The sequence below is a fragment of the Bradyrhizobium sp. MI1.11 genome (assembly GCF_055811255.1).
Map to the genome: position 1 here is coordinate 1 of NZ_JBVVPM010000045.1, position 25,123 is coordinate 25,123.

Consider the following 25,123-nt stretch of genomic DNA (forward strand, 5'->3'; position numbering starts at 1 on the left):
AATCCTGCATTCCAAAAACAGTCCACAAAGTCAAATGCGATCCTAGCTCAATCGCTTAGCCGCTCTTCACGGACGACTTCTTGGCGACGTAAAACCCAAAGTAGCCGGTTGGCATTATCATTCCTACGCAGGTTTGTTGCTCCGCACTTTGTTCGAACTCAGCGATAGCTTTACGAAAGGGCCACTCGGGCGTTTCGCGCGGCATAGGTGCAAAGCGACTTGCCAGCAGGAGACCAGAGTGTTGATACCAACTCGCGCGTTCGTCCGCTATTCCTCTCTGTTCCCATTCGGATGTAGGGCTGAGTCCCCGCAATTGCCCAAAGAGGCGGTCATTCAGGAACGGTGCGTGTGGGGACAGTAGCCCCATTACAATGATCAGACCTGCAGTCGAAACAGCCACAGGCAGATCGTTTAGAACCCGTGAATTTAGTAGAAGGATAACTGATGCAAAAAGGGGCACGCTAAAAAAGCGCCCGCTCATGTAATCCCCCCCTATGAACACAACATACAATAGATAGGCAAAAATCCCAAAGCTAAACACTCTTAATCTAACTCCAGCAGAAAATGCAGCCAGTGCAAGGGCAGAAAAGATTACTGTGAGCGTTACGGGATCTCGATTTATGGAATTCAAGTAGTAGTCGATTCCTGCTTTGACGTACTCCAGCAAGGGAAGATTGTTGAATCGCTTGGCATACGCCGCGTTCTGAAGAGGAAATCCAAAGTAGAACAGAGCAAAACAGTGCCACAGCAGAACCGGCGCGAGCAGAATGGAGACACCAAGGAATTTTTCGCGCGAAGGCAGCTTGGAGACGCTGAGCACGTAGAGAATCGGTGGTATATAGAACGCTGGCGTGTCCAAACGATTGAGCGCGGCAAGTGCAGCCAAAGCACAAAACAGTCGGAAGGATCCGCGTTGGTTTAAGTCGGCATTGAAAAAAAGATAGCTAAACCCAGCTAACAGAAAATAGCTAAGCGGATTTTCGAAGCCTGCGGCAGCAAAATCCGTAAACGCGACGGACATCCCCAAAGTGATATAGCAGACGAGAACTGCCGCAATGTGCCTTCTGTGCGGAAAAGCGATGGCCGCAACGGCCATAAGTGTCAGCGTTATCGACAAAAAAATCGAAGTGTAATAAATATTCCCTGTAAAATAATAAACGGTTGCTACCAAAAAGGTCCATAGAGTTGAAGTAAACGTCTGGACGCGCTCGTCCAAATTGTAACGCAGTCCGTTTCCGTTTACAAAATTGTCTACCAACCGCCAAGCAGCATACGCATCATCGGCTTGCCACGCGGTACGTGCCAAAAGAACGGCCAACAAGCCCGTGCAAAGTAATGGTATGAGAGCCTCATGCTCTGGTTTACCGTCCCATCCAGTTTTGTAGGAGCTTTGATAAGGTGTACTAATCACGGTCGGGCTCGGAGGTTCACCAGCCAGATACAAGTCGGCCAGAATATGATATGAAATGCGCTAATCCGAGAATCTCATTTGCGTGTTGCACGGAGAGTCGCCGTTGTGGGTCGAGCGCGGGCGATAGTCAAGGCTCGGGCGGAAAATTTGAAACCAAACCTAGGACTTGGCGAGTAGTGGGCTAGGTACGTTCATCCAATATTACCTTCCCGTCGTTTGGCACAGACCCAGTGCCGACCAATTCGGCACTTCCGCCGAGCTTTGTCACGGCGCGCTACGTCGCGGCAAGATCATCTCGAAGTGGCGAACTCGGAAATGCTGTTTCCGCCTTCAGCGTCATCAGGTCGCTCTCGCCGGCCCGCGTGACCAGGAGGCGCAGCCGTCCGAGTTCGGGATGGCGCTTGCCGATCTCGGCGATCTGTTCAGGACATACGAACATGCCCTAGACCTTGGTGGTCTGGTCGGCGCGGCCATCCAGCCCTTGATGCGCATGTTGGTGCGCCCCGCACGGGCTAGTCCCGGACAGAGCTGTCGTTAGATCGCCGAGCGCAAGCCGATCCAGGGGTGATGCGGGGCGAGTGAGGTGACGAATCGGCGACCGAAACGTCGGCCCTCATGCTCCTTCAAAATACCGGCCGTGAAGGTTGGCCGTGATGCTGTGCCATCTGGACGTAAATTCCTCGCCGCACGACTTCGGTGACTTGCGATGGCTCAGTCAATATTCGATTCCGGATATCACTCTCGCAGTTGCAGCGACAAGTCCAATGCTTTGCAGAAACGAAGGTTGACCCATCGGCCGACGCTAACCCACAATTCTGCCGCGATGAATTTTCAACGAAGGCACTGTTGATGGCACGCGTGATTTTGATCTCCTCCGGGCGGCTGCACGGCGCGTCAGAGTGCAAAGCTTGCGTAACCAGATCCTGCCAGGCATCGATCAGCTTTCTCCTTGGCTTGAGCCAGACCGAGCTGTTGCACGAAATCCTCACCTCCAAGGATTGTGCGCCGCCGCGGCCCTGGAAGGCGGGACGAAGTAGAAGAAAATTGGTAACAGTCCGCAAATGGAGCCCATCCTGCTCAAGATCGCCGACACTTGGCATCGCCGCACCGTGCTGGCCAAGCTTTTCAGCTTTGCCTCGATTGGGGTTGTGAACGTCGCGGTTGACGTCGGCGCTTTCACGGCAGCCTTTCATGTCCTCCATCTGCCGCTGATCTTGTCGAATATTGTTGCATGGCTAATTGCCGTCACAGGCTCTTACGCGATGAATAGCAAGATCACCTTCGGGCGTGAGACCGGCGGAGTTTTGAATCTTGGACAGTATCTTCGCTTTGCGTCGTCCGGCATCCTCGGCTTGACAGCTGCAACAACGGTGCTGGTCGTGCTCTCGCAGTATTCCAATGTTCCCAGTGCGAAGCTCGCCTCAATTATCGCGGCGTTCGGAGCAAATTTTTGTATCTCACATTTCCTCGTGTTCAAGAACTCTGAACCTGAAATAGGACGGATCCAGCCGATCTCGTGCGGAGGCGATTAATCTTGACCTTGCCACCAAGCTTTATCCAATTCTGAGTTCGCCCCGGTCGTTGGATTTGCCCGGTTGGCGGGATGGGAGCGACGGGAGCTGGCGCGGAGCCTTCGGCACAGCGCAGCACCAGATCCCGGCGCGGATGACAGGTGAAGGCGAACTCCGACGGGTCTTCACCCGAACTGCGAGTGCAGTCGTGCGTTGTTGTAATCGGCCCGCCAGCATCCAAGCGTGACGGGGACCTGGACCAGTGACGTGAACAGCGCCTCGTTCAACAATTCATGCCGCAGCAGGCCGTTGAAGCTCTCGATGAAGCCGTTCTGCATGGATTTATCCGCATCTGACTCGATGCATCGCAATGTAGACCGCTCAGACCTCGGCGGACCGCCTATTCCAGCAAGCATCGTTCCCACGCGCTCAAATGTCGTCCATGTTTCCGCAGAGAGATTTGATCACGTTGAAGTAGTTGGGCGCAAGATGCTGGTCCACAAAGCTTCCCGCCATCCAATTGTGCACGTATGCCGAATGCGGTTCTGGATGTCCGAGATGGTTTATCCTGTTGAGCGCTGGTACCAGTTGCGATTGAGGACCTCCGTTACCGTGCCGACCTGGACGATGAGATTATCCGGGAGATCTTCTGGTGCGACCTCTCCGCGTTTCTCTTGCCAAAGCGGCGGTCATTGGGATTGAACCTGATGAGGTGATTGGGCGCATCGGCGCCGTTTCTTTGAACTGTTGTCACCGATATCTCCTACGCAAAAACAAGCGGCGACACATGCCGCACTGCCGCAAGCCCCGCGTCCGCGAGGCTAGATACCGGCGCTACGATCGAAGGTGGCGCCCCCGGTCGAATCAGAACGCTCCAATCGCGGATGAAGGCCAGTTCTTTCTGCAGCAACAATCTTGCTCGTTTTTGGGTATGCTTCCGGTGAAGCTTTCAATTACCAACAAATTCTCCTCCGACCATGGCGCCCAGCGCGATGTCAGTGAGGCGTGACAGCCCGCGCCACATAACGGTATTGCCGGGCGGCGGATCGCTGGCGCGGGCGAGATAACCGCCGAGCCGGGCGATCTTGATGAGATAGTGCGAGAGCGTTTTCTGTCTTCCTTTTGGTTTGTCGTTGACGAGGCGATCGAGCACGCCGATTTCAGTCGCAGTCAACGCGAGGGTTGGCGGCGCGTCTGGGGCGGAACGGTTGAGCATCGTCATCCAGAAGACCCGCCAACTCAGGATGCAAAAGAGCGCGATCAGATTGGTCAGACGCTGGGCGGTCCTGAGCTTCGACTCCTCAGCTTTGCAGTCCGATTTGAGGATCTTGTGGAACACCTCGATCTTCCATCTCAAAGCATACCATTCGAGCTTCTCAATAGCGTCGGTGCGGGATCCAACAGGCAGGTCGGTGATCAGCTTCCAATCGATCTTCTTTCTGTTCTTCGGGGTCCCGCGCTCTTCGGCATGGATCACCGTCAGGGTCAGAGCGGGATAGCGCTTCTGCTTTCCGATCGGCGGCAGGACGCGAATCTTGCGATACCTGATCTCAAGAACGGCCTGGTCGGGATCGCCGTTGCTATCTCTGACTTCGATGCGATGCAGCCCTTTGACGGCGACTTCGTCCATTTCGTCGGCGATCGTATGATCCCCATCTCCAGCCAAGCGGTCGACGCAGGTCCTGATCAGGAAATGAGTTCCGATCTCCTGTGCTGCGCAGAAGAGCTCGTAGATGTCACTCTCGCGATCACCGATATGGATGCATCGTCCCGGATGATCCAAGAGCTGCGTAGAGTGCTTGAGATTTTCCAACCACCGGACGCTTTCCTTTTTCTCGATGGGAATCCGGGTCGGATTGATCTTCTTTTTAAGCGCTGCCGTCCCTTTGAATTTCTTCCGGGTCCAGAACTTAACGGCCGCCAACCCCAGCGGCACCCCCTCGATTGTAACCGCGAGGCTCGAATGCATCAGGATGCCGCAAACCGTGTGCGATCTGAGGCGGCCCGCCTTATCCCGTCCACTGTTTATGCTCTTGGTGATGCCGATCGCTTCTGACTTCTCGCGTTGATAGCTGAACTCGGTTGTGTCGTGCAGCACAAGAACGAGACTTTCAGCGGCGGCGGCACGATCACGTGTCGATTGGAAGTGGCCGGCCAGAATGTCCGCTTCGCTGACCCGCTCATTGGAGAAGAAGCGATGGGCTGCCTTGGTATTTGCCCAATCCTGGCAGACGAGCGGAATGCTTTGTCCCATGGCGCTTCCAATCTGCGTGAGCAGTTTGCGGAATCTGCCGCCGAGCCGCGCTTCCCTAAAGTCGCATCCACTACTCTCTTGATCAATCCAACATTCACCTTCCAAGGACCGCGAACAGCCTTTTGCCGATCGATCCCTTAATATCACCCCCATAGAGCACCCCCTCGCGAATCAGGTGCTCAGAAAGGAATCACAAGTGATTTTTTCGATTCAAGATTTCGCCGATCAGCGGATCAGTCCGAGTGGTCAACGTTATGGGTAATTGAAAGCTTCGCCGGATGCGTACGTTTTTGGCGGCAGGAATGGCTCTTGTTCTCACGCGCTGAGGGCAAGGACGAGACGAGGCTGACCGGTATAAACCGATAAAAGGAAGCCAATTCACGCATGAAAAGCAAAGACCTGGATGCAAAAGGCGCGCTCGCCGAGAACGATGTTCTTCAGTCGCATGACATGTTGAATGAAGTCGTGATTGTCGGAAGATCGGCGGGTATCGCCTCCAACTTGGGCCTGTGAGATTTGAATTATCCGGCAGTATTCTTCGATCGTGATGGCGTCCTCAATAAGGACGATGGCTATGCTTTCGATCCGGGCAAGATCCGGTGGGTGGAAGGAGCCCAGCAGGCCGTCAAAGCAGTCAATGACGCCGGGTATCTCGCGTTTGTCGTGACCAACCAATCAGGAATTGCGAGGGGGCTTTACGAGGAGCGGCATGTCCGCAATCTGCACGAATGGATGTCGCGTGAACTTGCTATTGTTGGTGCCCGTATCGATGCGTTCGAATTTTGCCCGCATCACCCCGATGGTCTGATTGAGCGTTTCCGTGTCCTCTGCAACTGTCGTAAGCCACAGCCGGGGATGATCAGAGGCCTCCTTGAGCGGTACTCGGTGGATATCGATGCTAGCTTCATGATTGGCGACAAGCAGAGCGACCTTGCTGCGGCGCAGCCGGCCGGAATAGCAGCCTATCTGTTTGATGGATCAAACCTCCATACGTTCATTGCCCCGTTGTTGACGGATCGGTCGTATCCTCCGGATCAGTCACCGTCGCATCGCGGAGGAGCCGGAACCGAGGATTGACGTCGTTGTCTTCGCGGCAAACGGATTGCTCGATTTGCTAAGTAGAGAAATCAAGGAAGCAAGTTGGCGTCAAAACGACAAATGAAGCCAATCGCGCAAACGCAGCGAGGACTACCGGGCCGCAAACAAGCGCAGCGTCGAACCGCAAAGCCTGTCGGGGCATGGCTTATCTCGTTGGGACGAGCCCGCTGGTTCTAGCTTCGATGCAGTCCTTGCGGAAGTCTTCAAGGGACGGACATGGAAGACGCACTTCAAAATCTGGCTCAAGCTAGGAGTCGCCAGGATCGTCTGCGAGCTCTTAGGTTAGTTCTGATCTTGGCGATGATTGAGGGCGCGGAACCAAAGCCAATGAGATATTTGTGGTCGTCAGTTGCACCCTTTTGATTTCCAGGGCTGCGAGAGTGCGGCACAGTCATGCGCCCTAACCCGCCAATTGCTCTCCGGCTAGTCAACTGCAGCTCATAGCGATACACGCCGCTCCCCCAGCCACGCCAGCCGCGGAGCAATGGCTGAAAGCAACGGGTCCAAAACCAGCACCGTTGACGGGCGGCGCTGATCGAACGGAGATACAAGAAAGCTCTGAGAAGCTTCCCGTAGTCCCTTCGGCTTTTCCGTTAAGCTTGGTTATCCGGCAGATCGGACAAAGCCTTGCATTCTTGGACATTTGGCTGGACTCCATTTGCGACTGGACCAGCACCCCATAAACCACTGTTTTGCCCGACGGCGCAAGCTAAATTCGGTTTTTTCGATGCGCCTGCGTATGGCGAGGGACACTTCTACGGCCAATCGTCTATCTCAGGCTCCAATCCGGCCAGTGAGGAACGTCATCGGCGCGGTGGAATAGACGTAAGTTCTGCCGCACCACAGCGTAGAGTACAAACAGGCCGATGGTGATCCCGACAGCCAGCAATGGGAAAATGTTGTTCATGTAGCCTCCAAGACTTTGAAATACTAGCAGCCCGTCCAATCGGCGCGACGCTCCCCGGCCTGAAACCCCCTACACTGCCAGTGGTCCTACCCAGCTTCTGGTTCTGATCGGGGATTCCGCTTCGCGTGTCTGAGCCCCCGCCGGTACCGCGAGAGGGCAGCCTTCTCACACCGTTCCAAGCTCGACTCCGCGATTTCTCGCGGCATTGCGGTGAGTTCTCGGCCTGCAAAGTGCGGACACGTAAGCTCTCGACGGGACGGATAAGCTGGCATAAGCAATGACAGATAAAGCCTCCTTGGAAGTAGCCGTTTTCGGTCGAGGAAGAGATGAAACGAGCGCTTGCCATTGTGATGATGCTATTTTTGACGTAGCTGAACGCCGAATCAACGATCGTGGGCGCTGCCTCGCAATCTTGTACCGCCTGGATGAATAGCAAGAAGAACTTAGTCGCAAAGGCAGCTTTTGAATCCTGGGTCGTGGGCTTCGTCAGCGGGCTAAACGTGAGTGCCGAAAGGGACATTGTCGGCGGCGGCGATTTCTCCGCGATTGTTGCTTGGATGGACCGGCGCTGCAAATCTAATTCTTCAGATCAAATTGGAGTCGCAGCTCTGGATCTAGCGATGGAATTGGCCGGCAACGCGGCGGAGCGCTGATCTGGTAGACCCGCGAGTTGACGCTGTGGCCACTACCAGGTCCTTAGACCGCCAGCCCTCCTGAGAGGCGACCAGCCATCCTGGCGCTAAGTGCGGAGTCCGCGCAGTTCGTGATAGCATGGAGCCGGCCTGAATCGCGGAGACAGATGTGGAGATCAAGCTACCCGAAACAGACCTCAAGTCAGTGCAAGGCCTTGGTAGTATTGAGCTCAAAGACGAAAGCGGCGGACACGTCGGCCAATACTTTTTCGGAAAGGGTCAGGGCCGGACCGTCTTCCTATTCGGGAAGTACAAGGGCACGTTTAAGACCCACGCTGAGTGTCAAGCTTTCATCGATGGCGTGACCGCTGTCGTTGATGACAACCGCAGGTCCCGAAGTGAAGCGAGTAGTTGACACGAGTTGAGCGATGGGAAGTTTGCCCTCAGCTCTTGGGGCCCAAGCGGACGTCCGCTGATTAAGTAACGACCCTACGGTATGCCTGCGGCGAAGATCCAGATGTTTGCTGCACTTATGAGGAGACGATCAGCTCTACCGCTCGTCCGCGATCACCTTGCCGTCGTTCGGCAGCGCGCCGGGTCTCACCAATTCAACGTCGCCTCCGAGTTTCGTCACGGCGCGCAAAGTGCCTGCAATCTCCTCGCGCAACGCATCGTTCGCGGCCGCCGTCTCCGCTTTCAGCGTCATTGCATCGGCCTCGCCTTGGCGTGTGACGACGAGGCGTAATCTTCCGAGCGCGGAATGGCGCTTGCCGATCTCGGCGACCTGCTCGGGGCGGACGAACATGCCCTTGACCTTGGTGGTCTGGTCGGCGCGGCCCATCCAGCCCTTGATGCGCATGTTGGTGCGCCCGCAGGGGCTGGTGCCCGGCAGTGCCGCGGTGAGGTCGCCGAGAGCGAGCCGGATCCAGGGATGGTGCGGGTCGAGCGAGGTCACGACGATCTCGCCGACGTCGCCGGGCGCCACTGCATCGCCGGTCCCGGGCTTGACGATCTCCATGATCAGATGCTCGTTCACGACCAAGCCGTCGCGCGCGCTGGTCTCGAAGGCGATGATGCCGAGATCGGCGGTGCCGAAGGCCTGGTAGGCTTCGATGCCGCGTGCCTTGATCTCGGCCTGGAGCGAGGGCGGGAAGGCTGCGCCCGAGACCAGCGCGCGCTTGATCGAGGAGACGTCGCGGCCCGAGCTTGCGGCAGCATCGAGCAAGATCTTAAGGAAGTCCGGCGTGCCGCTGTAGCCGACGGGACGGTAGGCCTCGATCAGCTCGAATTGCTGCTCCGTATTCCCTGGACCGGCCGGGATTACGGCGCAACCGAGCGCGCGGGCCGACGCATCGAAGATGAAGCCGCCGGGGGTGAGATGGTAGCTGAAGGTGTTGAGCACGATGTCGTCGGGCCGGAACTCGGCCGCGAACAGTGCCCGTGCGCCGCGCCAAGGGTCGGCCTGTCGCCCCTCCGGCTCGAAAATTGGCCCGGGGGAGGTGAAGAGGCGAGCGAACGAGCCGGGCGCCGCCGCGACGAACCCTCCGAAGGGCGTGGAGGCCTTGTGCAGGGCCGGCAGTTCCGACTTGCGCAGCACTGGGAGGCCCGCCAGTGCCGCCCTGGAGGTCACGGCAGCCGGATCCAGGCCTTTCAGCCGATCAGCATAGGCGGGCGCGGTCATCGCAGAGCGCAGCACGCCGGGCAGGCGGGCGAACAGATCGGCCTCGCGCGCGGCTTGCTCGCGTGTCTCGAGGGCGTCGTAATGGGCGGTCATGGCTGATCTTTCCGTGTTGGCATCCGTTGCGTGCCGCCGCCGGCATGGGTATCAGACGGCCATTGGCGAGGTTTGAAGAGGACGCGATGGCGGACGAGGGAATCAGTGCGGCGGACGAGGCGGCGGACGTCGTCGCGCGCCTGAAGCGCCGCACGATCGACGAGGCGCTGCCGCTGTGGTCGACAGTCGGCTGGGACCATGGCGCGGGTGGTTTCATCGATCGGCTGCACCGCGACGGCACGGCGGACGTGACCGCGCCGCGCCGGGTGTTCGTGCAGGCCCGCCAGATCTGGTGCTACGCCAAGGCTGCGCAGATGGGCTGGTACCCTGACGGGCGCGCCATCGCGCTGAAGGGGCTCGAGCATCTGCTCGCCAAAGCAAAGACGCCCGACGGCCGGCCCGGCTACGTGCACCGGCTGACGCCGGAGGGCGCGGTGCTGGACGGCCGGCGCGACGCCTACGACCACGCCTTCATCCTGTTTGCGCTCGCGGCCGTCTATGCGCTCGACCAGGACGCACAAATTCGCGCCGAGATCGATGCGCTGCTCGCCTTCCTCGATGGCCATCTGCGCTCGCCGCACGGCGGCGTCCACGAAGGCCTTCCGGTCTCGCTGCCGCGCCGGCAGAACCCGCATATGCATCTGTTCGAGGCGATGATCGCGTGCTTCGACGCGACCCACGATTTGTCGTTCCAGAACCGTGCCGGCGAGTTCTTCGCGCTGTTCCTCGCCAATCTCTACGACAAGCGGACGCGCGCGCTCGGCGAATATTTCGAAGAGGACTGGTCGAAGATCGCGCCGGTCAGCGTCGAGCCCGGCCACCAGGCGGAATGGGTCTGGTTGCTGAAGGGGTTCGAACGCATCACGGGCTGCCCGACCGGACAGCGGCGCGCGGAGCTGCTGGAAACCGCGCTGCGCTATCGCGACGAGGCCACCGGCTGCCTGATCGACGAGGGTGACGACGCCGGCAAGATTCGCCGCAACACGCGCCGGCTGTGGCCGCAGACCGAGATTGCGAAGGCGTGGATTGCGCAGGCCGAATCCGGCGAGGCGGGCGCGGCGGACGAGGCGCGCGTGGCGCTGGCGCGGCTCGAACGGCATTATCTCAGCCATCCCGTGCGGGGCGGCTGGTACGACCAGTTCGACCGCGACGGCAAATCGCTGATCGACACCATTCCTGCGTCGTCGTTCTATCATGTTCTCTGCGCAGTCACGGAAGCGGAACAGGTATTGGAAGGTTAAAGCCAGCGCTTGCGCCGCTTGAAGCTCTTGAGGTTCTTGAAGCTCTTGCGCTGGTCGCCGGCGCCGCCGAGGTAGAATTCCTTGACGTCCTCGTTGTCGCGCAATTCGTCCGCGGTGCCGTCGAGCACGACCTTGCCCTGCTCCATGATGTAGCCGTGGCTTGCCACCGACAGCGCAGCGCGGGCGTTCTGCTCGACCAGGAGAATGGTGACGCCGAGGTCACGGTTGATCTTCTGGATGATCGAGAACACCTCTTTGACCAGCAGCGGCGACAGACCCATCGAGGGTTCGTCCATCAGGATCATCTTCGGGCGCGCCATCAGCGCGCGGCCGATCGCGAGCATCTGCTGCTCGCCGCCGGAGAGATAACCGGCCAACCCGGTGCGCTCCTTCAGGCGCGGGAAATAGTTGAAGACCATATCGAGATCGGCGCCGACCTCGCGGTCCCTGCGAGTGAAGGCGCCGAGCTTGAGGTTTTCCAGCGAGGTCATGTCGGCCACGATGCGCCGGCCCTCCATTACCTGGAAGATGCCGCGGCGGACGATCTTGTCGGGATCGACGCCGTTGATGCGCTCGCCCTCGAACAGGATCTCGCCGCGCGTGACTTCGCCGTCCTCGGTCTTGAGCAGCCCGGAGATCGCCTTCAGCGTCGTCGACTTGCCGGCGCCGTTTGCGCCGAGCAGCGCCACGATCGCGCCCTTGGGCACGTCGAGACTGAGGCCGCGCAGCACCAGGATGACGTCGTCATATACGACCTCGATGTTGCGCACGCCAAGGAGAGGCGGCGCGGGTACCACGGTCGGCGAGGGGCGCTCGATGTGAGCCGCTTCACTCATGGTCAGTTACTCTCTCGATGTCGTCGCAGTTTCCTCCAGTCTTCCGGGCGGTCCGCAAGACCGAACCCGGAATCTCGAGGTTCCGGGTTCGATGGTGCGCATCGCACCGGAACGACGAACTGGCTACATGCTCACCAGCCCAGCAATTCCGGCTTGCGCGGCAGCTCGACGGTCTTGACCTTCTCGAGCTTGATCGCGCCCTTGGCCATGAGGTCGTTGAGGTCGCCGTCGGTCGCGCCCGCAATCTTGGTGCGGTAGAGGTCGACCTTCAGCGTGCCGCGGTGGTCCTTGTCGGTCCAGGTCGAGGGATTGCAGACGCCTTCCATGCCGGCCGGCACCCAGTCCTTCTTCTGGTAGAAGCCCTTGGCGACGTTCTCGCCGGTGGCGCCGCCGTTCTTGGCGGCCCAATCGATCGCCTCCTTCATGTAGAGCGCCGAGCAGACCGCCGCGATGTAGTGCACCGGGCGATAGACCTTGCCGGTGGGATCGGACATCTTGGAGATCTCCATCACCGTCTTCATGCCGGGCGCATCGCCGCCCCAGCTCACCGCGGTGCGCAGCGGGAAGATCACGCCGTCGGCGGCATCGCCCGCGGTCTTGGCGGCGTTCTCGTCCATGCCCCAGACATTGCCCATGAACTGGATGTCGACTCCGGCGGTCTTGCAGGCCTTCATCACCGAGATGTTGGACGCGGCGGTGTTGCCGAGATAGGCGTAGTTGGCGCCCGAGGATTTCAGGCTCAGGCACTGCGCGCTGTAGTCACCCGGCGCGAGCGCGAACACCAGCGGCGGCAGCACCTCGAAGCCGAGCTCCTGCGCCATGGCTTCGCCGGCGGCCTTCGGCGCGTTCGGGTACGGGTGGTTGGCCCCCATGTGGACGAATTTCGGCTTGCCGGACTTGCCCTTGGCCTTCCAGTCTTCGGCTGCCCACATCAGCATCGCGCGCAGCGAGTCCGAATAGCTCGGACCATAGAAGAAATTATAAGGCGCGGGCTTGGCCTTGCCGCTGACGCCTTCGGGATCGGTGAGGGCGGCGGCGTAGGAGCCGGAGAGATCGGGGATTTTATCTTGTGCGAGGAAGCCGGTCAGCGCTTCGGTGTCTGCCGTACCCCAGCCCATGATCGCCGCGACCTTGGAGTCCGGCGCCGACCACTTCTTGTAGAGCGCGATGGCGCGCGGCACCTGGTAGCCATAGTCGTTGGTGTCGACGTTAAGCTGCTTGCCGCCGACGCCACCGTTCTTGTTGACCCAGGCGAAGGTGTCGGCGACGGCCTGGCCGTAGGGCGTGCCGACATCGGACGTGCCGCCGGAATAATCGGCGAGATGCCCGATTGCGATCTGCGCCTGCGCGCCTGACGAGAATGCGGCGATCGCCAGTGCAAGCGATGCGGTGCTCAAAAAGGATTTTGTCTTCATTGGTTGCCTCCTCCTGTTTATTTGTTGGTTAGAGAGTTGCCCGCGCTCAATGGGAGAACGGGTAGAGTTTCCAATACGCCTTGATCTGTCGCCAGCGATGGGCGAGCCCGTCGGGCTCGAACATCAGGAACGCGATGATGATCACCCCGATCGCGATCTCGCGCAGGAAGGTGATGTTGTTGTTGAGCGACAGCGCCTTGTCGATCGCGCCGCCCTTCAACGTCACGCTGAGGAACTCCATCGTCTCGGGCAGCAGCACCACGAACGCAGTGCCCATCAGCGTGCCCATGATCGAACCGGTGCCGCCGATGATGATCATGGCGAGGAACAGGATCGAACGTTCGATGCCGAAACCCTCTTGCGACACCACGAGCTGGTAGTGCGCATAGAGCGCGCCGGCGATGCCGGCGAAGAACGCCGCGAGCCCAAATGACAGCGTGCGGTACTTGGTGAGATTGATGCCCATGATCTCCGCGGAGAGATAATGGTCGCGGATCGCCACCAGCGCGCGGCCATCGCGCGTGCGCATCAGATTGGTGACGAGAACGTAGCTTGCAACTACGTAGGCGAGTACGACGTAGAAATATTGCCTGTCGCCGCGCAGCGTGTAGCCGAAGATCGAGAACGGATTGGCGCTGGCCGGCACCGAGCCGCCGGTGAACCACTCCGCGCGGGAGAAGAAGTCGAGCAGGATATATTGCGCGGCGAGCGTGGCGATCACGAGGTAGAGCCCCTTCAGCCGCGCCGCCGGGATGCCGAAGATCAGCCCGATCAGCGCAGTGACGACGCCCGCGAGGGGTATCGCGAAGAACACCGGGATCGATGTGCTGTTCGAGATGTAGGCAGACGTGAAGGCGCCGAGCAGGAAGAACGCGGCATGGCCAATCGAAATTTGGCCTGTGAAGCCGACCAGGATGTTGAGGCCAAGCGCGGCGATCGAGAAGATGCCGATCTGGATCAGGATGCTGAGCCAGTATCCACCAAGGAATTGCGGCACGAGGCAGAGCAGCACCACGCCGACGATCGCAAAGTTGCGGCTGGTCGCGGTCGGGAAGATCGTGGTGTCAGCCGCGTAAGAGGTGCGGAAATCACCAGCAGGGATGAGGGCGGGGCCGGCCATGGGTCAGATCCGTTCGATGTCGTGGGTGCCGAACAGGCCGTAGGGCTTGATCATCAGCACGATGATGAGGACGTAGAACGGCGCGATCTCGTAGAGATTGCCCCAGTGAAGGTATTCGCTGTCGACATATTGCGCGATGTTCTCGAGTAATCCGATGATGATGCCGCCGAGCACGGCACCGCCGACGGAATCGAGCCCGCCGAGGATCGCAGCCGGAAACACTTTGATCCCATAGGCGGCAAGGCCCGAGGATACGCCGTTCACGACCGCGACCACGACGCCTGCAACCGCCGACACCGTTGCGGAGATCGCCCAGGCCATCGCGAACACGCTTTTCACGGAAATGCCGAGCGATTGCGCGACCTGTTGGTTGAACGCAGTGGCGCGCATCGCAAGGCCGTACTTTGACGCGCGGAAGAACCAGGCCATGCCAATCATCATCGCGATCGAGACGACGAGGCTCATGACATAGACGGTCTGGATCTGGAGCCCGAGCAGGCTGACGGACTGGCTCTCGAACACGCGCGGGAACGGCTGCGGATTGACGCCGAACATCCATTTCAGCGTGGCCTGCAGCACGGTGGAGAGGCCGATCGTCACCATGATGACCGAGATGATGGGTTCGCCGATCATCGGTCGCAGGATCAGGACCTGCACCGCGATGCCGAACACGAACATGAACACCAGCGTCAACGGCATGCCGATCCAGAACGGCACCTGGTATTTCGCGAGCAAGGTCCAGCACACCCAGGCGCCGACCAGCAAGAGCTCGCCCTGCGCGAAATTGACGACCTGCGAGGCCTTGTAGATCAGCACGAACGACATCGCGACCACGCCATAGAGCGTGCCGACCACGAGGCCATTGACCAGAAGCTGGATGAGGAAGGCGGTGTTCATGCCGATGTCCGCGTAAAATGCAGAAGCGATAACGGTGCACCGTCTCCCCTTGCGGAAGAGGGTGGCTTCGCGAAGCGAAGCCGGATGAGGGGTTGTCTCCGCAGCGACGGTGCGGAGACAGGACCCCTCACCCGAGTGGGGTCTTCGCTGACGGCGGAGATGCCCTCTCCCACAAGGGGATGGGGCGCATCGACTGGCAGCGTGCGCTCGTTTGAAAGCGTGTTCACTCCGCGGCCTCCGCCAAATGCCCCGGTCCGCCCAAATCCACCACTCGCAGCGTCGTCCGCACCCTTTGCGTGGTGCCGTCCTGGAACCGGATCACGGTGTCCACGGGGATCTCGGCCTGGCCGCCGTAGATCGCGTCGATGATGCCTTCGTATTTCTCGTTGATGACGCTGCGGCGCACTTTCCGCGTGCGGGTGAGCTCGCCGTCGTCGGCGTCGAGCTCCTTGTAGAGCAACAGGAAGCGCGAGATGCGCTGCGCCGGCGGCAGCGTGGCGTTGACGGTCTCAACCTCCTTGCGGAGTAGTGCGTAGACCTCGGGCCGCGAGGCCAGGTCACTGTAGGTCGTAAACGAGAGCCGGTTCTTCTCCGCCCATTTGGAGATGATGGAGTAGCGAATGCAGATCATTGCGGCGAGCGCGTCGCGTCCCGAGCCCAGCACCACGGCTTCGGCGATATAGGGGGAGAACTTCAGCTTGTTCTCGATGAATTGCGGCGAGAAGCGCTCGCCGCGCGAGGTCTCGGCGAGGTCTTTGATGCGGTCGATCACCACGAGCTGCTTGTCGTCGTTGAAATAGCCGGCGTCGCCCGACAGCATCCAGCCGTCCTTGATGTCGGCAACGCTCGCCTCCGGGTTCTTGTAGTAGCCGAGGAACATGTTGGGATGCCGCACCACGATCTCGCCGACGCCGTGGACGTCGGCATTGTCGATGCGGATTTCGACGCTGTCGGCCATCGGCACGCCCGTCGTGTCGGGATCGACCTTGCCCGCGGGATGCAGCGTGTAGGCCCCCAGTAGCTCGGTCTGGCCGTAGAGCGTGCGCAGCGGCACGCCCATGGCCTGGAAGAACTTGAAGGTCTCGGGCCCAAGTGCCGCGCCGCCGGTTGCGGCCGAACGCAGGCGGGTGAAGCCGAGGCGGTCGCGCAACGCGCGGAACAGGATCGCGTCGGCGAAGCCGGAACGCTCGCCCTGTTCGAGCGCGGCAAGTCCGCTCTTCATGCCGATGTCGAACAGGCGCTGCTTGAACGGCGTTGCGTCCATCACCCTGGCGCGGACGTCGGCGGCAATCGATTCCCAAACGCGCGGTGCAAACAGGACAAACGTCGGCGCGATCTCGCGCAGATCGTTCATCATGGTCTCGGGCTCCTCGACGAAGTTGATCTTCATCCGGCACAAGAGACCTTTGCCGAGTACATAGACCTGTTCCATGATCCAGGGCAGCGGCAGCACCGACACGTATTCGTCGTCCGGCCCTTTCGGATCGAAAGCGAGATAGGTCGCGCAGTGGCCGAGCACGCGGCCGGCCGCGAGCATCGCGAGCTTTGGATGCGAGGTGGTGCCTGATGTCGTGCAGAGGATCGCGACGTCCTCGCCCTTGGTCGTGTCCACCAGCCGGTCGTAAAGTTCCGGCTCGCGCGTAGCCCGCGCCCGGCCGAGTTCGGCAAACGTCTCCGCTGACATCAAGCGCGGATCGTCGTATTTCCGCATGCCGCGCGGATCGGAATAGATGATGTGCTTCAGCTTTGGGACGCGGTCGGCCAGCGTAAGCAGCTTGTCGACCTGCTCCTCGTCCTCGGCGAAAACGAGCTGCGCCTCGCCATAATTGAGGAGATACGAAGCTTCTTCGTCGAGCACGTCGCGGTAGAGCCCGAGGCTCAACCCTCCAACCGCATGAGTGGCGATTTCCGCCGCGACCCAGTCCGGCCGGTTGTCGCCGATGATGCCTATAACGTCTTGGCGCCCAAGGCCCAGTTCGATGAGGCCGAGCGCGAAATCGCGCACCCGCGTCTGGTAGGCGTTCCAGGTGAACGGGCGCCAGAGCCCGAGATCCTTCTCCCGGAGTGCGATCTCGTTGCCGTACTCCTTCGCATTGAGCCGGAGCATTTTCGGATAGGTGTCGGCCTGGGCGACGCGGCCTGCGTAATCCATCATGCCGCGCTCTCCTGCGCCGGCGGAGCATCGTCAGGATCGACCAGCACCTCGTCCTCTTCGCCGAGATAGGCGCGCCTGACGTGGGGATCGGCGAGCACGGCGGCCGGATCGCCCTCGGCGATCTTGCGGCCGAAATCAAGCACCATGACGCGGTGGGAGATGTCCATCACCACGCCCATGTCGTGCTCGATCATCACCACGGTCATGCCGAACTCCTCGTTGAGATCGACGATGTACCGGGCCATGTCCTCCTTCTCCTCGAAGTTCATGCCGGCCATCGGCTCGTCGAGGAGAATGAGGCGCGGCTCCAGCGCCATGGCGCGGGCGAGCTCGACGCGCTTGCGCAAGCCGTAGGAGAGGGTGCCGGCCGGCGCCTTTCGCACCGACTGGAGGTCGAGGAAATCAATGATTTCTTCTACCTTGCGGCGGTGCTCGAGCTCTTCCTTGCGCGCGCCGGTGAGCCAGTACAGCGAGCCCGTGAGAAAATTGTTCTTCAGGAGGTGATGGCGGCCGACCATGATGTTGTCGAGCACGCTCATATGGTGGAACAGCGCCAGGTTCTGGAAGGTGCGGCCGATGCCGAGCGAAGCGCGCGCGTTGGGCGTCAGGCCGGTGATGTCGCGGCCCTGGTAGAACAACTGGCCTTCGGTCGGCTTGTAGCGGCCGGAAATACAGTTCACGATCGAGGTCTTGCCGGCGCCGTTGGGGCCGATGATCGAGAACAGCTCGCCTTCCCTGATGGCGAAGCCGACATCGGTCAGCGCACGAACGCCGCCGAATCGCAAGGACACGCCGCGCACTTCAAGACTGGTAGCCACCAAACAGATCCCTCCCGGTGATGGCGCTTTCAGTGGCGCTCTTCGTCCGTTTCTGTCGTGCGATCCTAGTACGACCGTGCCGGTGAGGCCATGCAGCAGATGGTCTCGACCGGAGCCGCGCCGCTCCCTTCCCGTTTGGGATCAAAAGCCGCATCGCCCGAGGTGGTCCTCAATAGGGGAAAGCGCTATTTTGAAATGTCTCCCGCCTGACAATTCTGCGACAAAGTTTTTGGATGGGGGGATCATCCATCTTTCGTTGGATGGTGGTCGAAACGGTCATGCTGCGTTGCAGCAGAACAGGAGTGACGAACGGTGCGGCTGGCTTCGGGATCATGATTTCAGAGGATCAACTGAAGCGCGTCGCTGCCTGGTCGCGCGAGCTCACGCCAGCGGAGATCGAGGTCGCTCGTACCGGGATCACGGAGCGGTCCTACGGCACGGGCGAGACCGTTTTCATGCGCGGCGACACGTTCGACTATTGGGCCGGCATGGTCTTTGGGCTTGCCCGGATGGGCGGGGTCTCGCGCGACGGCAAGGAGACGAGTCTTGCCGGGCTGACGGCAGGGGCCTGGTTCGGCGAGGGCAGCGTGCTCAAGAACGAGCCGCGCCGCTATGACGTCGTCGCGCTTCGCGACAGTCGCGTCGCGCTAATGGAGCGCAGCGCCTTCATGTGGCTGTTCGAGAACAGCGTCGGCTTCAATCGTTTCCTGGTCCGCCAGCTCAACGAGCGGCTCGGCCAGTTCATCGGCATGCTCGAGGTCAACCGCACGCTGGATGCCACCGCGCGGCTTGCCCGCAGCATCGCCTCGCTGTTCAATCCGATCCTCTATCCGGAATCCACCGCGCATCTGGAGATCACCCAGGAAGAGATCGGCGCGCTTTCCGGCATGTCCCGCCAGAATGCCAACCGCGCGCTGAACCGGCTGGAGAAAGAGGGGCTGCTGCGGCTGGAGTACGGCGGCGTGACCATTTTGGATATCGAGCGGCTAAGGGGATACGGGGAGGAGTGAAGCCGCGTTCGCGGCCGCTATCACCGCTTGCTCTTCCGGCACGACGAGCCCATCCTTGCCGGGATCCTGGGCCCATCTGACCGGATCCAGCAGACTGCGCCATCGCGGCGCCCGCGGGGTCTCGACCCATGAACTGCTCCTGTTGCGGTTCCGAGGTTCAGAGCGGCTTTGCCTTCTGCCCGAAATGCGGCACGAAGCAGCCGAACGCCTGCCCCGGCTGCGGCTATGCGTGCGCACCGGATTTCGCGTACTGCCCGAAATGCGGCGCCCTCGTCAGTGAAGCCTCCAAGGCCGGCGGGCAGGCATCAATGCAGGCCAGCCGCGTGACAATCCCAACCAGGGCGTCCTCGCCACCGCTGGCGCCGACGGTCGACGCCCTATACGGGTTTCGATCGCAGCCGGACAAGATCGACAGCGAAGCCAACCGCCGCACCATTACCGTGCTGTTTGCCGACCTTAGCGGCTTCACCACGATGAGCGAGCGACTCGATCCTGAAGTCATGCAGGCGCTTCAGAACGAATTGTTCGAGGAGCTAACGGCGGCGGTGCAAAGCTTTGGCGGCTTCGTGGACAAATTCATCGGCGACGCGCTGCTTGCGCTATTCGGAGCGCCGGCCGCGCACGAAGACGACCCCGAGCGGGCCGTCCGCGCCGCGCTCGATATGATGGGCCGAACGGCGCAACTCAGCGAACGTGCAAAGGCGTATGCCGGGTCACCGCTCCTGCTTCATGTCGGCATCAACACCGGGCACGTGGTTGCTGGCGGACTGGGTGTTGGAGTTGCCAAATCCTACTCGGTCACGGGCGATACGGTGAATACGGCTCAACGATTGCAGTCGATGGCTTCCACGGGCGAGGTGCTGGTCGGGCCGCTGACCTACCGTCTTACGCGGCATGCATTCTCATATGAATCGCTTGGCGAGGTCTCGCTGAAGGGCAAGATGGGCAGCGTCCTGGTCCATCGCTTGAACGGAGCGCTCGACACGCCCCGTGCGGCACGCGGCCTCGATACGCTGGGCCTCAGTGCGCCGGTGATTGGGCGCGACGCCGAGCTCGCCCGTCTAGTCGACAATCTTGATCTCGCGTGTGGCGGCGCGGCGCAGCTGGTGCGGCTGGTCGGTGAAGCCGGCATCGGCAAAACGCGTCTGGTGGACGAATTCGTTGCCCACGCCCGCGATGAGGACCGTTTCGCCGGCGTGGCGATCCGGCGCGCTGTCTGCTCGCCGCTGGGCGAACAGTCCTATGGCACCCTTGCCGCTGTGCTGCGCAGCGCCTACGGCATCGCGCAGAAGGCGACCGTGGCGGAGGCCCAGGCCAAGCTGGCCACGGCACTGTCGGAGCTCGGCCTTGCGGTCGAAGAGGCCGATCGCCTGATGCCCCTTTATTTCCACGTTCTCGGCCTCGGCGATCCGGACGCCGCGCTGCAGCACGTCGAGCCCGAGCAGCTTCGGCGGCAGATATTCTTTGCGATTCGTACCGTGTTCGAACGGCGCCTGGTCCTGTCGCCGCTCCTGATCATTGTCGAGGATCTGCACTGGGCCGATGCTGTATCGCTTGAAGCGCTGCGATTCCTGATGGACCGGCTGGAGCGTACGCGGCTGATGCTGTTGTTTACGCATCGGCCCATGTTGGAACTGGATCAGTTCGGCTCGGGACGGATCAGCCATACAACCCTTCGATTGCTTCCACTTGGTGATGCAGACGGACAAAAGCTGCTCGCGGCCTACTTCAGCCACGGCTGGAGTGAACCGCCGGGCAATCTGTTCAGCCGAATCCTCGAGCGCGCGGGCGGCAATCCACTCTTCTTTGAGGAAATCATCCGCGGTCTCATCGAAGCTGGCGCCTTGGAGCGTGACGGCTCACGGTGGCGGATCAAGTCAGATGAAGCCGCCGCCGGTATACCGGCAAGCATTCAGGCCCTGTTACTGGCGCGCCTGGACCGGCTGCCGCATGAGGTGCGCCGCTTGGCCCAGGAGGCCGCGGTGATCGGCCCCCGTTTTGACGCGGCTCTTCTCGGTGCGATGGCATCTGAGAGGACGAAGGTGGAAGCGGGGCTCGAACTTCTGTGCGATGCCGAGATTGTCGAGGAGGTCGCGGGTGCGAACTCGATCTCGCTGCGATCTTATCGCTTTACGCAAACCATGCTTCAGGACGTGATCTATCAAAACCTGCTCTTGCAGCGTCGGATCGAGCTCCATGGACGGATTGGTGCCGCGCTGGAGCGGCTCTATGGCAATGAGCCCGAGCGCCTCGAGGACCTCATACTGCTCGGACACCATTTCAGCCTGAGCGCGAGCAAGCCGAAAGGTGCGCGCTATCTGCGCGCGGCCGGCGATCGCGCCCGCGCGACCTACGCCAATGACGATGCCATTCGCTTCTACCAACAGGCTCTCGCCGTGTTGTTGGCCGGCGGGGAACGGGAGCCCGAACGCCTGATCCTCTGCGAGCGGATCGCGGAGCTGTGTGCCGCGGCCGGCCGGAGGATCACGGCTGAGGAGCACTACCAGAGTGCGCTGGAAGGTCATCGCAATGCGGAGGACCGCATCGGCGAAGCGCGAATTCTCCGCAAGCTTGGCCGATTGTTGTGGGACGCCGGCAAGCGGATCAAGGCAGAGGCGCATTATGCCGAGGCGGCCGAACGGCTGGGAGGGACCGACGCGCCCATCGAGTGGGCGCACCTCCTGCAAGAGCGCGGCCGTCTTTCGTTTCGCACGGGCGATCACGTGGCCGCCGCGAGATGGGCGGACGAGGCGCTTGGCTACGCCCGAAGCGTACCGGCGGACGCCGACAGGCAAGTCGGATTCGAGGCGGCGCGCGCCATTGCAGAGTCGCTCAACACCAAGGGGGTGGCACTGGCGCGGCTTGGCCGACACCAGGAGGCGGTCCGCGAGGTGGAGCAAAGTGTCGCAGCAGCCGAGGCCGCCGGTCTCCTCAACGTGGCCTGCCGCGGTTACACCAATCTCGGTGTGCTCTACACGATTGTCGACCCTGCGAAAGCCGTGGAGATTTGCCGGCGCGGACTCGATGTCGCGCGTCGGATCGGCGATCTCGGGTTCCAGGCGCGCCTTCTCGCCAATTTTGCCGTTGCCTGTTGCACCTTCACCGACAAATGTACTGAGGAGGGGGTGCCGGCCGCCGAAAAGGCGATCGAAATCGACCGCGCGCTTGATCAGCGCGAGCATCTCTCCGTGCCGTTGATCGTGCTCGGGCAAATCCATCAATGCCATTTCCGGCCCGATCTGGCTGCTCGTTGCTACAATGAGGCAATCGAGGTGGCGAGCGAAACCGGCGAGCCGCAGCAGCTGTTTCCATGCTATGATGGTCTTGCGACGCTGAACCTTGATCGAGGCGACATGCCCGAAGCCGAGCGATATTTCACGCTGGCACAGGACGTCTGCACGCGGCACGGGCTTGATCCCGCAGGGCTGATCGTACTGCCGTTTCTTGACTAGATCATGTGAAGGAGTGCCATCATGTCTGAACGTCACGTCGAGGGACCACTTCAACCGGGCGATCGTGCACCGAACGTCGTGCTGGACGCGATCACACGCGACGGAAAGATCGCGCTCGAAGACTTTCGCGGACAAAGCCCGATATTGGTGGGCCTGTATCGGGGGCTGCATTGCCCGTTCTGCCGCCGCCATATCGCGGCACAGGCGCAACTTGATGCCGCCTTGCACGAGAAAGGCGTCGAAAGTCTCACGGTGGTCAACACGCCGATCGAGCGCGCGCGACTCTATTTCCGTTACCATCCGTTACCCAACCTGCTCGCTGCGTCCGATCCCGAGCGGATCTCGCACCGCGCGTTCGGCCTGCCCAATCTCGAGTTCACGGAGAACGAGACCGAGTGGCCGCACAAGGTCGGCATGAACGTGGTCATGAGCATGCAAGTCGACATGCCCGGCGAATTGCCCGGCCCGATGAACCGGCCCGCGGCCGCGGAGTACCTCAATAACAAGGACGGCTATGAGATAACGGAAGCCGATCAGCGCATGGCGGCAACCGGCCAGGGCCAGCTCTTCGGGCAGTTTCTGCTCGACCGCGAGGGGGTTGTGCGCTGGAGCTTTACCGAGGTGCCCGAAGGCGGCCATCGCATGTTTGCCGCGCCGAGCCCGCAGGAGCTGATGTCGGCCGCCTCGCAGATGGCAAGCTAGGCACCGCGTCTGGCGATCATTCCGCCACCTTCGGCCGCTTGTCCGCCAATGCTGCGGCCATCGCCGAGATCAGCGGGCGCATGAAATAGTGGTCTTCCACCGGCGAGATGTCCGTGCGCAAGCCGAGCGCTACGAGCTCGCCGGAGACGGCCGGCCCCACTGACGCGATCAGCGTCCGCTCGAATCCTGCGCGCAGGCGCGCCTCGCTGCCATGCGCCCTCGCAGCTTCGAGGAGACGGCGCACCTGGCCGAGATTGGTCAGTGCGATGGCGTCGATCCGCCCTTCCGCCATGTCGTCGATTGCGGTGACGATGCTGGCGTCCGCAGCCTTTGGATCGTAGACGTAAGGCAACACGGTATCGACCTCGGCACCTTGCGCGGCGAGCGCGCCGGTCAGCGCGCTGTGGTCCTTGTCGGGATAGAGCTGGAGGCCGAGGCGACGTCCGTTCAGGTCGAGCTTGCCCAGCATCTCGATCACACCCTCGGTGGTCGGCTTCTCCGTCATCTGCTGCTGCTCGAGCCCGATCTCGCGTAGCGCCTTGCCGGGCTTCGGGCCGCGGGTGAATTTTCGCGATCGGGCGAGGGAAGCAACCAAGGCCTGGTCGAGACCACGGGTTCGCGCGAGCTTCATGATCCGCCGCAGCCCTTCGCCGGTCATCAGCACGAGATCGTCGAAGGGCCTGTCGACGGCGCGGCGGATCCAGGCCTCGACCGGGGCGGGGTCCGGCGCATCCTGGATCGTGAACATCGGGCATTGCACGACCTCGGCGCCTTGCTCGGCCAGCAGCTTCGAAAACTGCGCCTCCTCGCGCGTTTCCAGGATCAGGATGCGGGTGCCGTTCAAGCGGTCGGCCATGAGCCTACTCCGGTCAGTCAAAGCAATGGTGCGTTCATCCTGACTCCACGGTCGGGATTGGCGCAAGGTGGGGTCGGTGATAGAGCAGGGCGCAAATCGCGGGGCGTTCCGCAGCCGCTGCCCAAACCTTCATCAAGGCCCATGCCAGATCATCAATATGTCCTGACCCTGTCCTGTCCGGATCGTCCCGGCATCGTCTCGGCGGTGTCGACCTTCCTGGCGAATTCCGGACAGAACATCCTCGACGCCCAACAGTTCGACGACACCGAGACCAATAAGTTCTTCATGCGGGTGGTGTTCACCGCCGCCGATCTAGCCGTGGAGCTGTCGGCGCTCCAGACCGGCTTTACCGCGATCGCCGAGCGTTTCGGCATGGAATGGCAGATGCGCGATCGCGCCGCGCATCGCAAGGTGATGCTGCTGGTGTCAAAGTCCGATCACTGCCTGGTCGACATCCTCTATCGCTGGCGCACCGGCGAGCTGCCGATGACTTTGGCCGCCATCGTCTCCAACCATCCGCGCGAGGTCTATGACGGGCTCGATTTCGGCGGGGTTCCGTTCCACTTTCTGCCTGTTACGAAAGAGACCAAGCGCGAGCAGGAGGCGCAGATCCTCGACCTCGTCGCCAAGACCGGCACGGATCTCGTCGTTCTCGCCCGCTATATGCAGATATTGTCGGACGATCTCTCGGCAAACCTGTCGGGACGCTGCATCAACATCCACCACTCGTTCCTGCCAGGTTTCAAGGGCGCAAAACCCTATCACCAGGCCCATGAGCGTGGCGTCAAGCTGATTGGCGCCACCGCGCACTACGTCACCCGCGACCTCGACGAGGGCCCGATCATTGATCAGGACGTCGAGCGCATCAGCCATCGCGACACGCCTGAGGATCTCGTCCGCAAGGGCCGCGACATCGAGCGCCGCGTGCTCGCGCGCGCGATCCGCTACCATCTCAACGACCGCGTCATTCTCAATGGCCGCAAGACCGTCGTGTTCGTGGATTGATTTGCGTCACCTCTCGCCGCAGGCGGCGA

General features: G+C 61.2%; 20 protein-coding genes and 2 pseudogenes. 9 read left to right on the forward strand and 13 right to left on the reverse strand.

Annotated features, from left to right (window positions below):
• Nucleotides 1-55: 55 nt before the first annotated feature.
• Both AC0L30_RS31825 and AC0L30_RS31830 read right to left on the reverse strand, forming a co-directional pair.
• Complete coding sequence (locus AC0L30_RS31825; protein ID WP_473406042.1) at nucleotides 56-1,411, reverse strand: hypothetical protein; 1,356 nt, start codon at nucleotides 1,409-1,411, stop codon at nucleotides 56-58.
• A gap of 181 nt (nucleotides 1,412-1,592) precedes the next feature.
• A pseudogene (locus AC0L30_RS31830) lies at nucleotides 1,593-2,011 on the reverse strand (phenylacetate--CoA ligase family protein); the annotation flags it as partial.
• A 461-nt stretch (nucleotides 2,012-2,472) separates the two neighbouring features.
• Here AC0L30_RS31830 and AC0L30_RS31835 point away from each other — a divergent pair.
• A complete protein-coding gene (locus tag AC0L30_RS31835) occupies nucleotides 2,473-2,943 on the forward strand; it encodes a GtrA family protein (protein ID WP_007601948.1) in 471 nt (156 codons plus the stop codon).
• Between the two features lie 82 nt (nucleotides 2,944-3,025).
• On the opposite strand, the pseudogene AC0L30_RS31840 reads toward AC0L30_RS31835, so the two are convergent.
• Together AC0L30_RS31840 and AC0L30_RS31845 are read right to left on the reverse strand one after the other, a co-directional pair.
• Nucleotides 3,026-3,266, reverse strand: a pseudogene (locus AC0L30_RS31840) (integrase core domain-containing protein); the annotation flags it as partial.
• A 605-nt stretch (nucleotides 3,267-3,871) separates the two neighbouring features.
• Nucleotides 3,872-5,329, reverse strand: coding sequence for an IS4 family transposase (locus AC0L30_RS31845; RefSeq protein ID WP_473406043.1), 1,458 nt, complete (start codon nucleotides 5,327-5,329; stop codon nucleotides 3,872-3,874).
• A 231-nt stretch (nucleotides 5,330-5,560) separates the two neighbouring features.
• Between AC0L30_RS31845 and AC0L30_RS31850 the strand changes: the two genes are divergently transcribed.
• Both AC0L30_RS31850 and AC0L30_RS31855 read left to right on the forward strand, forming a co-directional pair.
• Nucleotides 5,561-5,689, forward strand: a complete 129-nt coding sequence (locus AC0L30_RS31850) for a hypothetical protein (protein ID WP_256375812.1) — start codon at nucleotides 5,561-5,563, stop codon at nucleotides 5,687-5,689.
• Between the two features lie 3 nt (nucleotides 5,690-5,692).
• Nucleotides 5,693-6,253, forward strand: coding sequence for a D-glycero-alpha-D-manno-heptose-1,7-bisphosphate 7-phosphatase (locus AC0L30_RS31855; RefSeq protein WP_007601951.1), 561 nt, complete (start codon nucleotides 5,693-5,695; stop codon nucleotides 6,251-6,253).
• A 790-nt stretch (nucleotides 6,254-7,043) separates the two neighbouring features.
• Here AC0L30_RS31855 and AC0L30_RS31860 read toward each other — a convergent pair.
• Nucleotides 7,044-7,181 carry a hypothetical protein gene (locus AC0L30_RS31860; protein ID WP_007601953.1) on the reverse strand — a complete coding sequence of 46 codons (138 nt, stop codon included), beginning with the start codon at nucleotides 7,179-7,181 and terminating at the stop codon, nucleotides 7,044-7,046.
• Between the two features lie 425 nt (nucleotides 7,182-7,606).
• On the opposite strand from AC0L30_RS31860, the gene AC0L30_RS31865 reads away from it, so the two are divergent.
• The gene (locus tag AC0L30_RS31865) at nucleotides 7,607-7,834 is read left to right on the forward strand and encodes a hypothetical protein (protein ID WP_245286039.1); all 228 of its coding nucleotides are present in this window, start codon (nucleotides 7,607-7,609) and stop codon (nucleotides 7,832-7,834) included.
• 529 nt (nucleotides 7,835-8,363) lie between these two features.
• Here AC0L30_RS31865 and AC0L30_RS31870 read toward each other — a convergent pair.
• Nucleotides 8,364-9,587, reverse strand: coding sequence for a phenylacetate--CoA ligase family protein (locus AC0L30_RS31870; RefSeq protein ID WP_007601956.1), 1,224 nt, complete (start codon nucleotides 9,585-9,587; stop codon nucleotides 8,364-8,366).
• Nucleotides 9,588-9,673: 86 nt separating this feature from the next.
• Between AC0L30_RS31870 and AC0L30_RS31875 the strand changes: the two genes are divergently transcribed.
• Nucleotides 9,674-10,828, forward strand: a complete 1,155-nt coding sequence (locus AC0L30_RS31875; RefSeq protein WP_007601957.1) for an AGE family epimerase/isomerase — start codon at nucleotides 9,674-9,676, stop codon at nucleotides 10,826-10,828.
• Here the strand turns inward: AC0L30_RS31875 and AC0L30_RS31880 are convergent.
• The 6 genes from AC0L30_RS31880 to AC0L30_RS31905 form a co-directional block, all read right to left on the reverse strand.
• On the reverse strand, nucleotides 10,825-11,664 hold the full coding sequence (locus AC0L30_RS31880; RefSeq protein ID WP_007601958.1) for an ABC transporter ATP-binding protein: 840 nt from the start codon (nucleotides 11,662-11,664) through the stop codon (nucleotides 10,825-10,827). The genes AC0L30_RS31875 and AC0L30_RS31880 overlap by 4 nt on opposite strands.
• A 131-nt stretch (nucleotides 11,665-11,795) precedes the next feature.
• Entirely contained in the window at nucleotides 11,796-13,079 is a 1,284-nt protein-coding gene (locus tag AC0L30_RS31885) for an ABC transporter substrate-binding protein (RefSeq protein ID WP_007601959.1), read from the reverse strand.
• 46 nt (nucleotides 13,080-13,125) lie between these two features.
• On the reverse strand, nucleotides 13,126-14,199 hold the full coding sequence (locus tag AC0L30_RS31890; protein ID WP_354202096.1) for a branched-chain amino acid ABC transporter permease: 1,074 nt from the start codon (nucleotides 14,197-14,199) through the stop codon (nucleotides 13,126-13,128).
• A 3-nt stretch (nucleotides 14,200-14,202) separates the two neighbouring features.
• Nucleotides 14,203-15,096, reverse strand: coding sequence for a branched-chain amino acid ABC transporter permease (locus tag AC0L30_RS31895; protein WP_007601961.1), 894 nt, complete (start codon nucleotides 15,094-15,096; stop codon nucleotides 14,203-14,205).
• A gap of 223 nt (nucleotides 15,097-15,319) precedes the next feature.
• A complete protein-coding gene (locus AC0L30_RS31900) occupies nucleotides 15,320-17,251 on the reverse strand; it encodes a long-chain fatty acid--CoA ligase (protein WP_007601962.1) in 1,932 nt (643 codons plus the stop codon).
• The gene (locus AC0L30_RS31905) at nucleotides 17,248-18,069 is read right to left on the reverse strand and encodes an ABC transporter ATP-binding protein (protein ID WP_007601963.1); all 822 of its coding nucleotides are present in this window, start codon (nucleotides 18,067-18,069) and stop codon (nucleotides 17,248-17,250) included. The genes AC0L30_RS31900 and AC0L30_RS31905 overlap by 4 nt, the downstream gene beginning before the upstream one ends.
• A 332-nt stretch (nucleotides 18,070-18,401) precedes the next feature.
• On the opposite strand from AC0L30_RS31905, the gene AC0L30_RS31910 reads away from it, so the two are divergent.
• The 3 genes from AC0L30_RS31910 to AC0L30_RS31920 all read left to right on the forward strand — a co-directional run bounded on the left by AC0L30_RS31910 (nucleotide 18,402) and on the right by AC0L30_RS31920 (nucleotide 23,233).
• Complete coding sequence (locus AC0L30_RS31910) at nucleotides 18,402-19,079, forward strand: Crp/Fnr family transcriptional regulator (RefSeq protein WP_035995649.1); 678 nt, start codon at nucleotides 18,402-18,404, stop codon at nucleotides 19,077-19,079.
• Between the two features lie 128 nt (nucleotides 19,080-19,207).
• Nucleotides 19,208-22,531 (forward strand): adenylate/guanylate cyclase domain-containing protein, encoded by a 3,324-nt coding sequence (locus AC0L30_RS31915; protein WP_007601965.1) that lies wholly within the window; start codon nucleotides 19,208-19,210, stop codon nucleotides 22,529-22,531.
• 21 nt (nucleotides 22,532-22,552) lie between these two features.
• Nucleotides 22,553-23,233 carry a redoxin domain-containing protein gene (locus AC0L30_RS31920; protein WP_007601966.1) on the forward strand — a complete coding sequence of 227 codons (681 nt, stop codon included), beginning with the start codon at nucleotides 22,553-22,555 and terminating at the stop codon, nucleotides 23,231-23,233.
• A 16-nt stretch (nucleotides 23,234-23,249) separates the two neighbouring features.
• Here the strand turns inward: AC0L30_RS31920 and AC0L30_RS31925 are convergent, their stop codons facing one another.
• Nucleotides 23,250-24,089 carry a uroporphyrinogen-III synthase gene (locus tag AC0L30_RS31925; protein ID WP_007601967.1) on the reverse strand — a complete coding sequence of 280 codons (840 nt, stop codon included), beginning with the start codon at nucleotides 24,087-24,089 and terminating at the stop codon, nucleotides 23,250-23,252.
• A 141-nt stretch (nucleotides 24,090-24,230) separates the two neighbouring features.
• Between AC0L30_RS31925 and purU the strand changes: the two genes are divergently transcribed.
• The gene (gene purU, locus AC0L30_RS31930) at nucleotides 24,231-25,094 is read left to right on the forward strand and encodes a formyltetrahydrofolate deformylase (protein ID WP_007601968.1); all 864 of its coding nucleotides are present in this window, start codon (nucleotides 24,231-24,233) and stop codon (nucleotides 25,092-25,094) included.
• The last annotated feature ends 29 nt before the right edge of the window (nucleotides 25,095-25,123 follow it).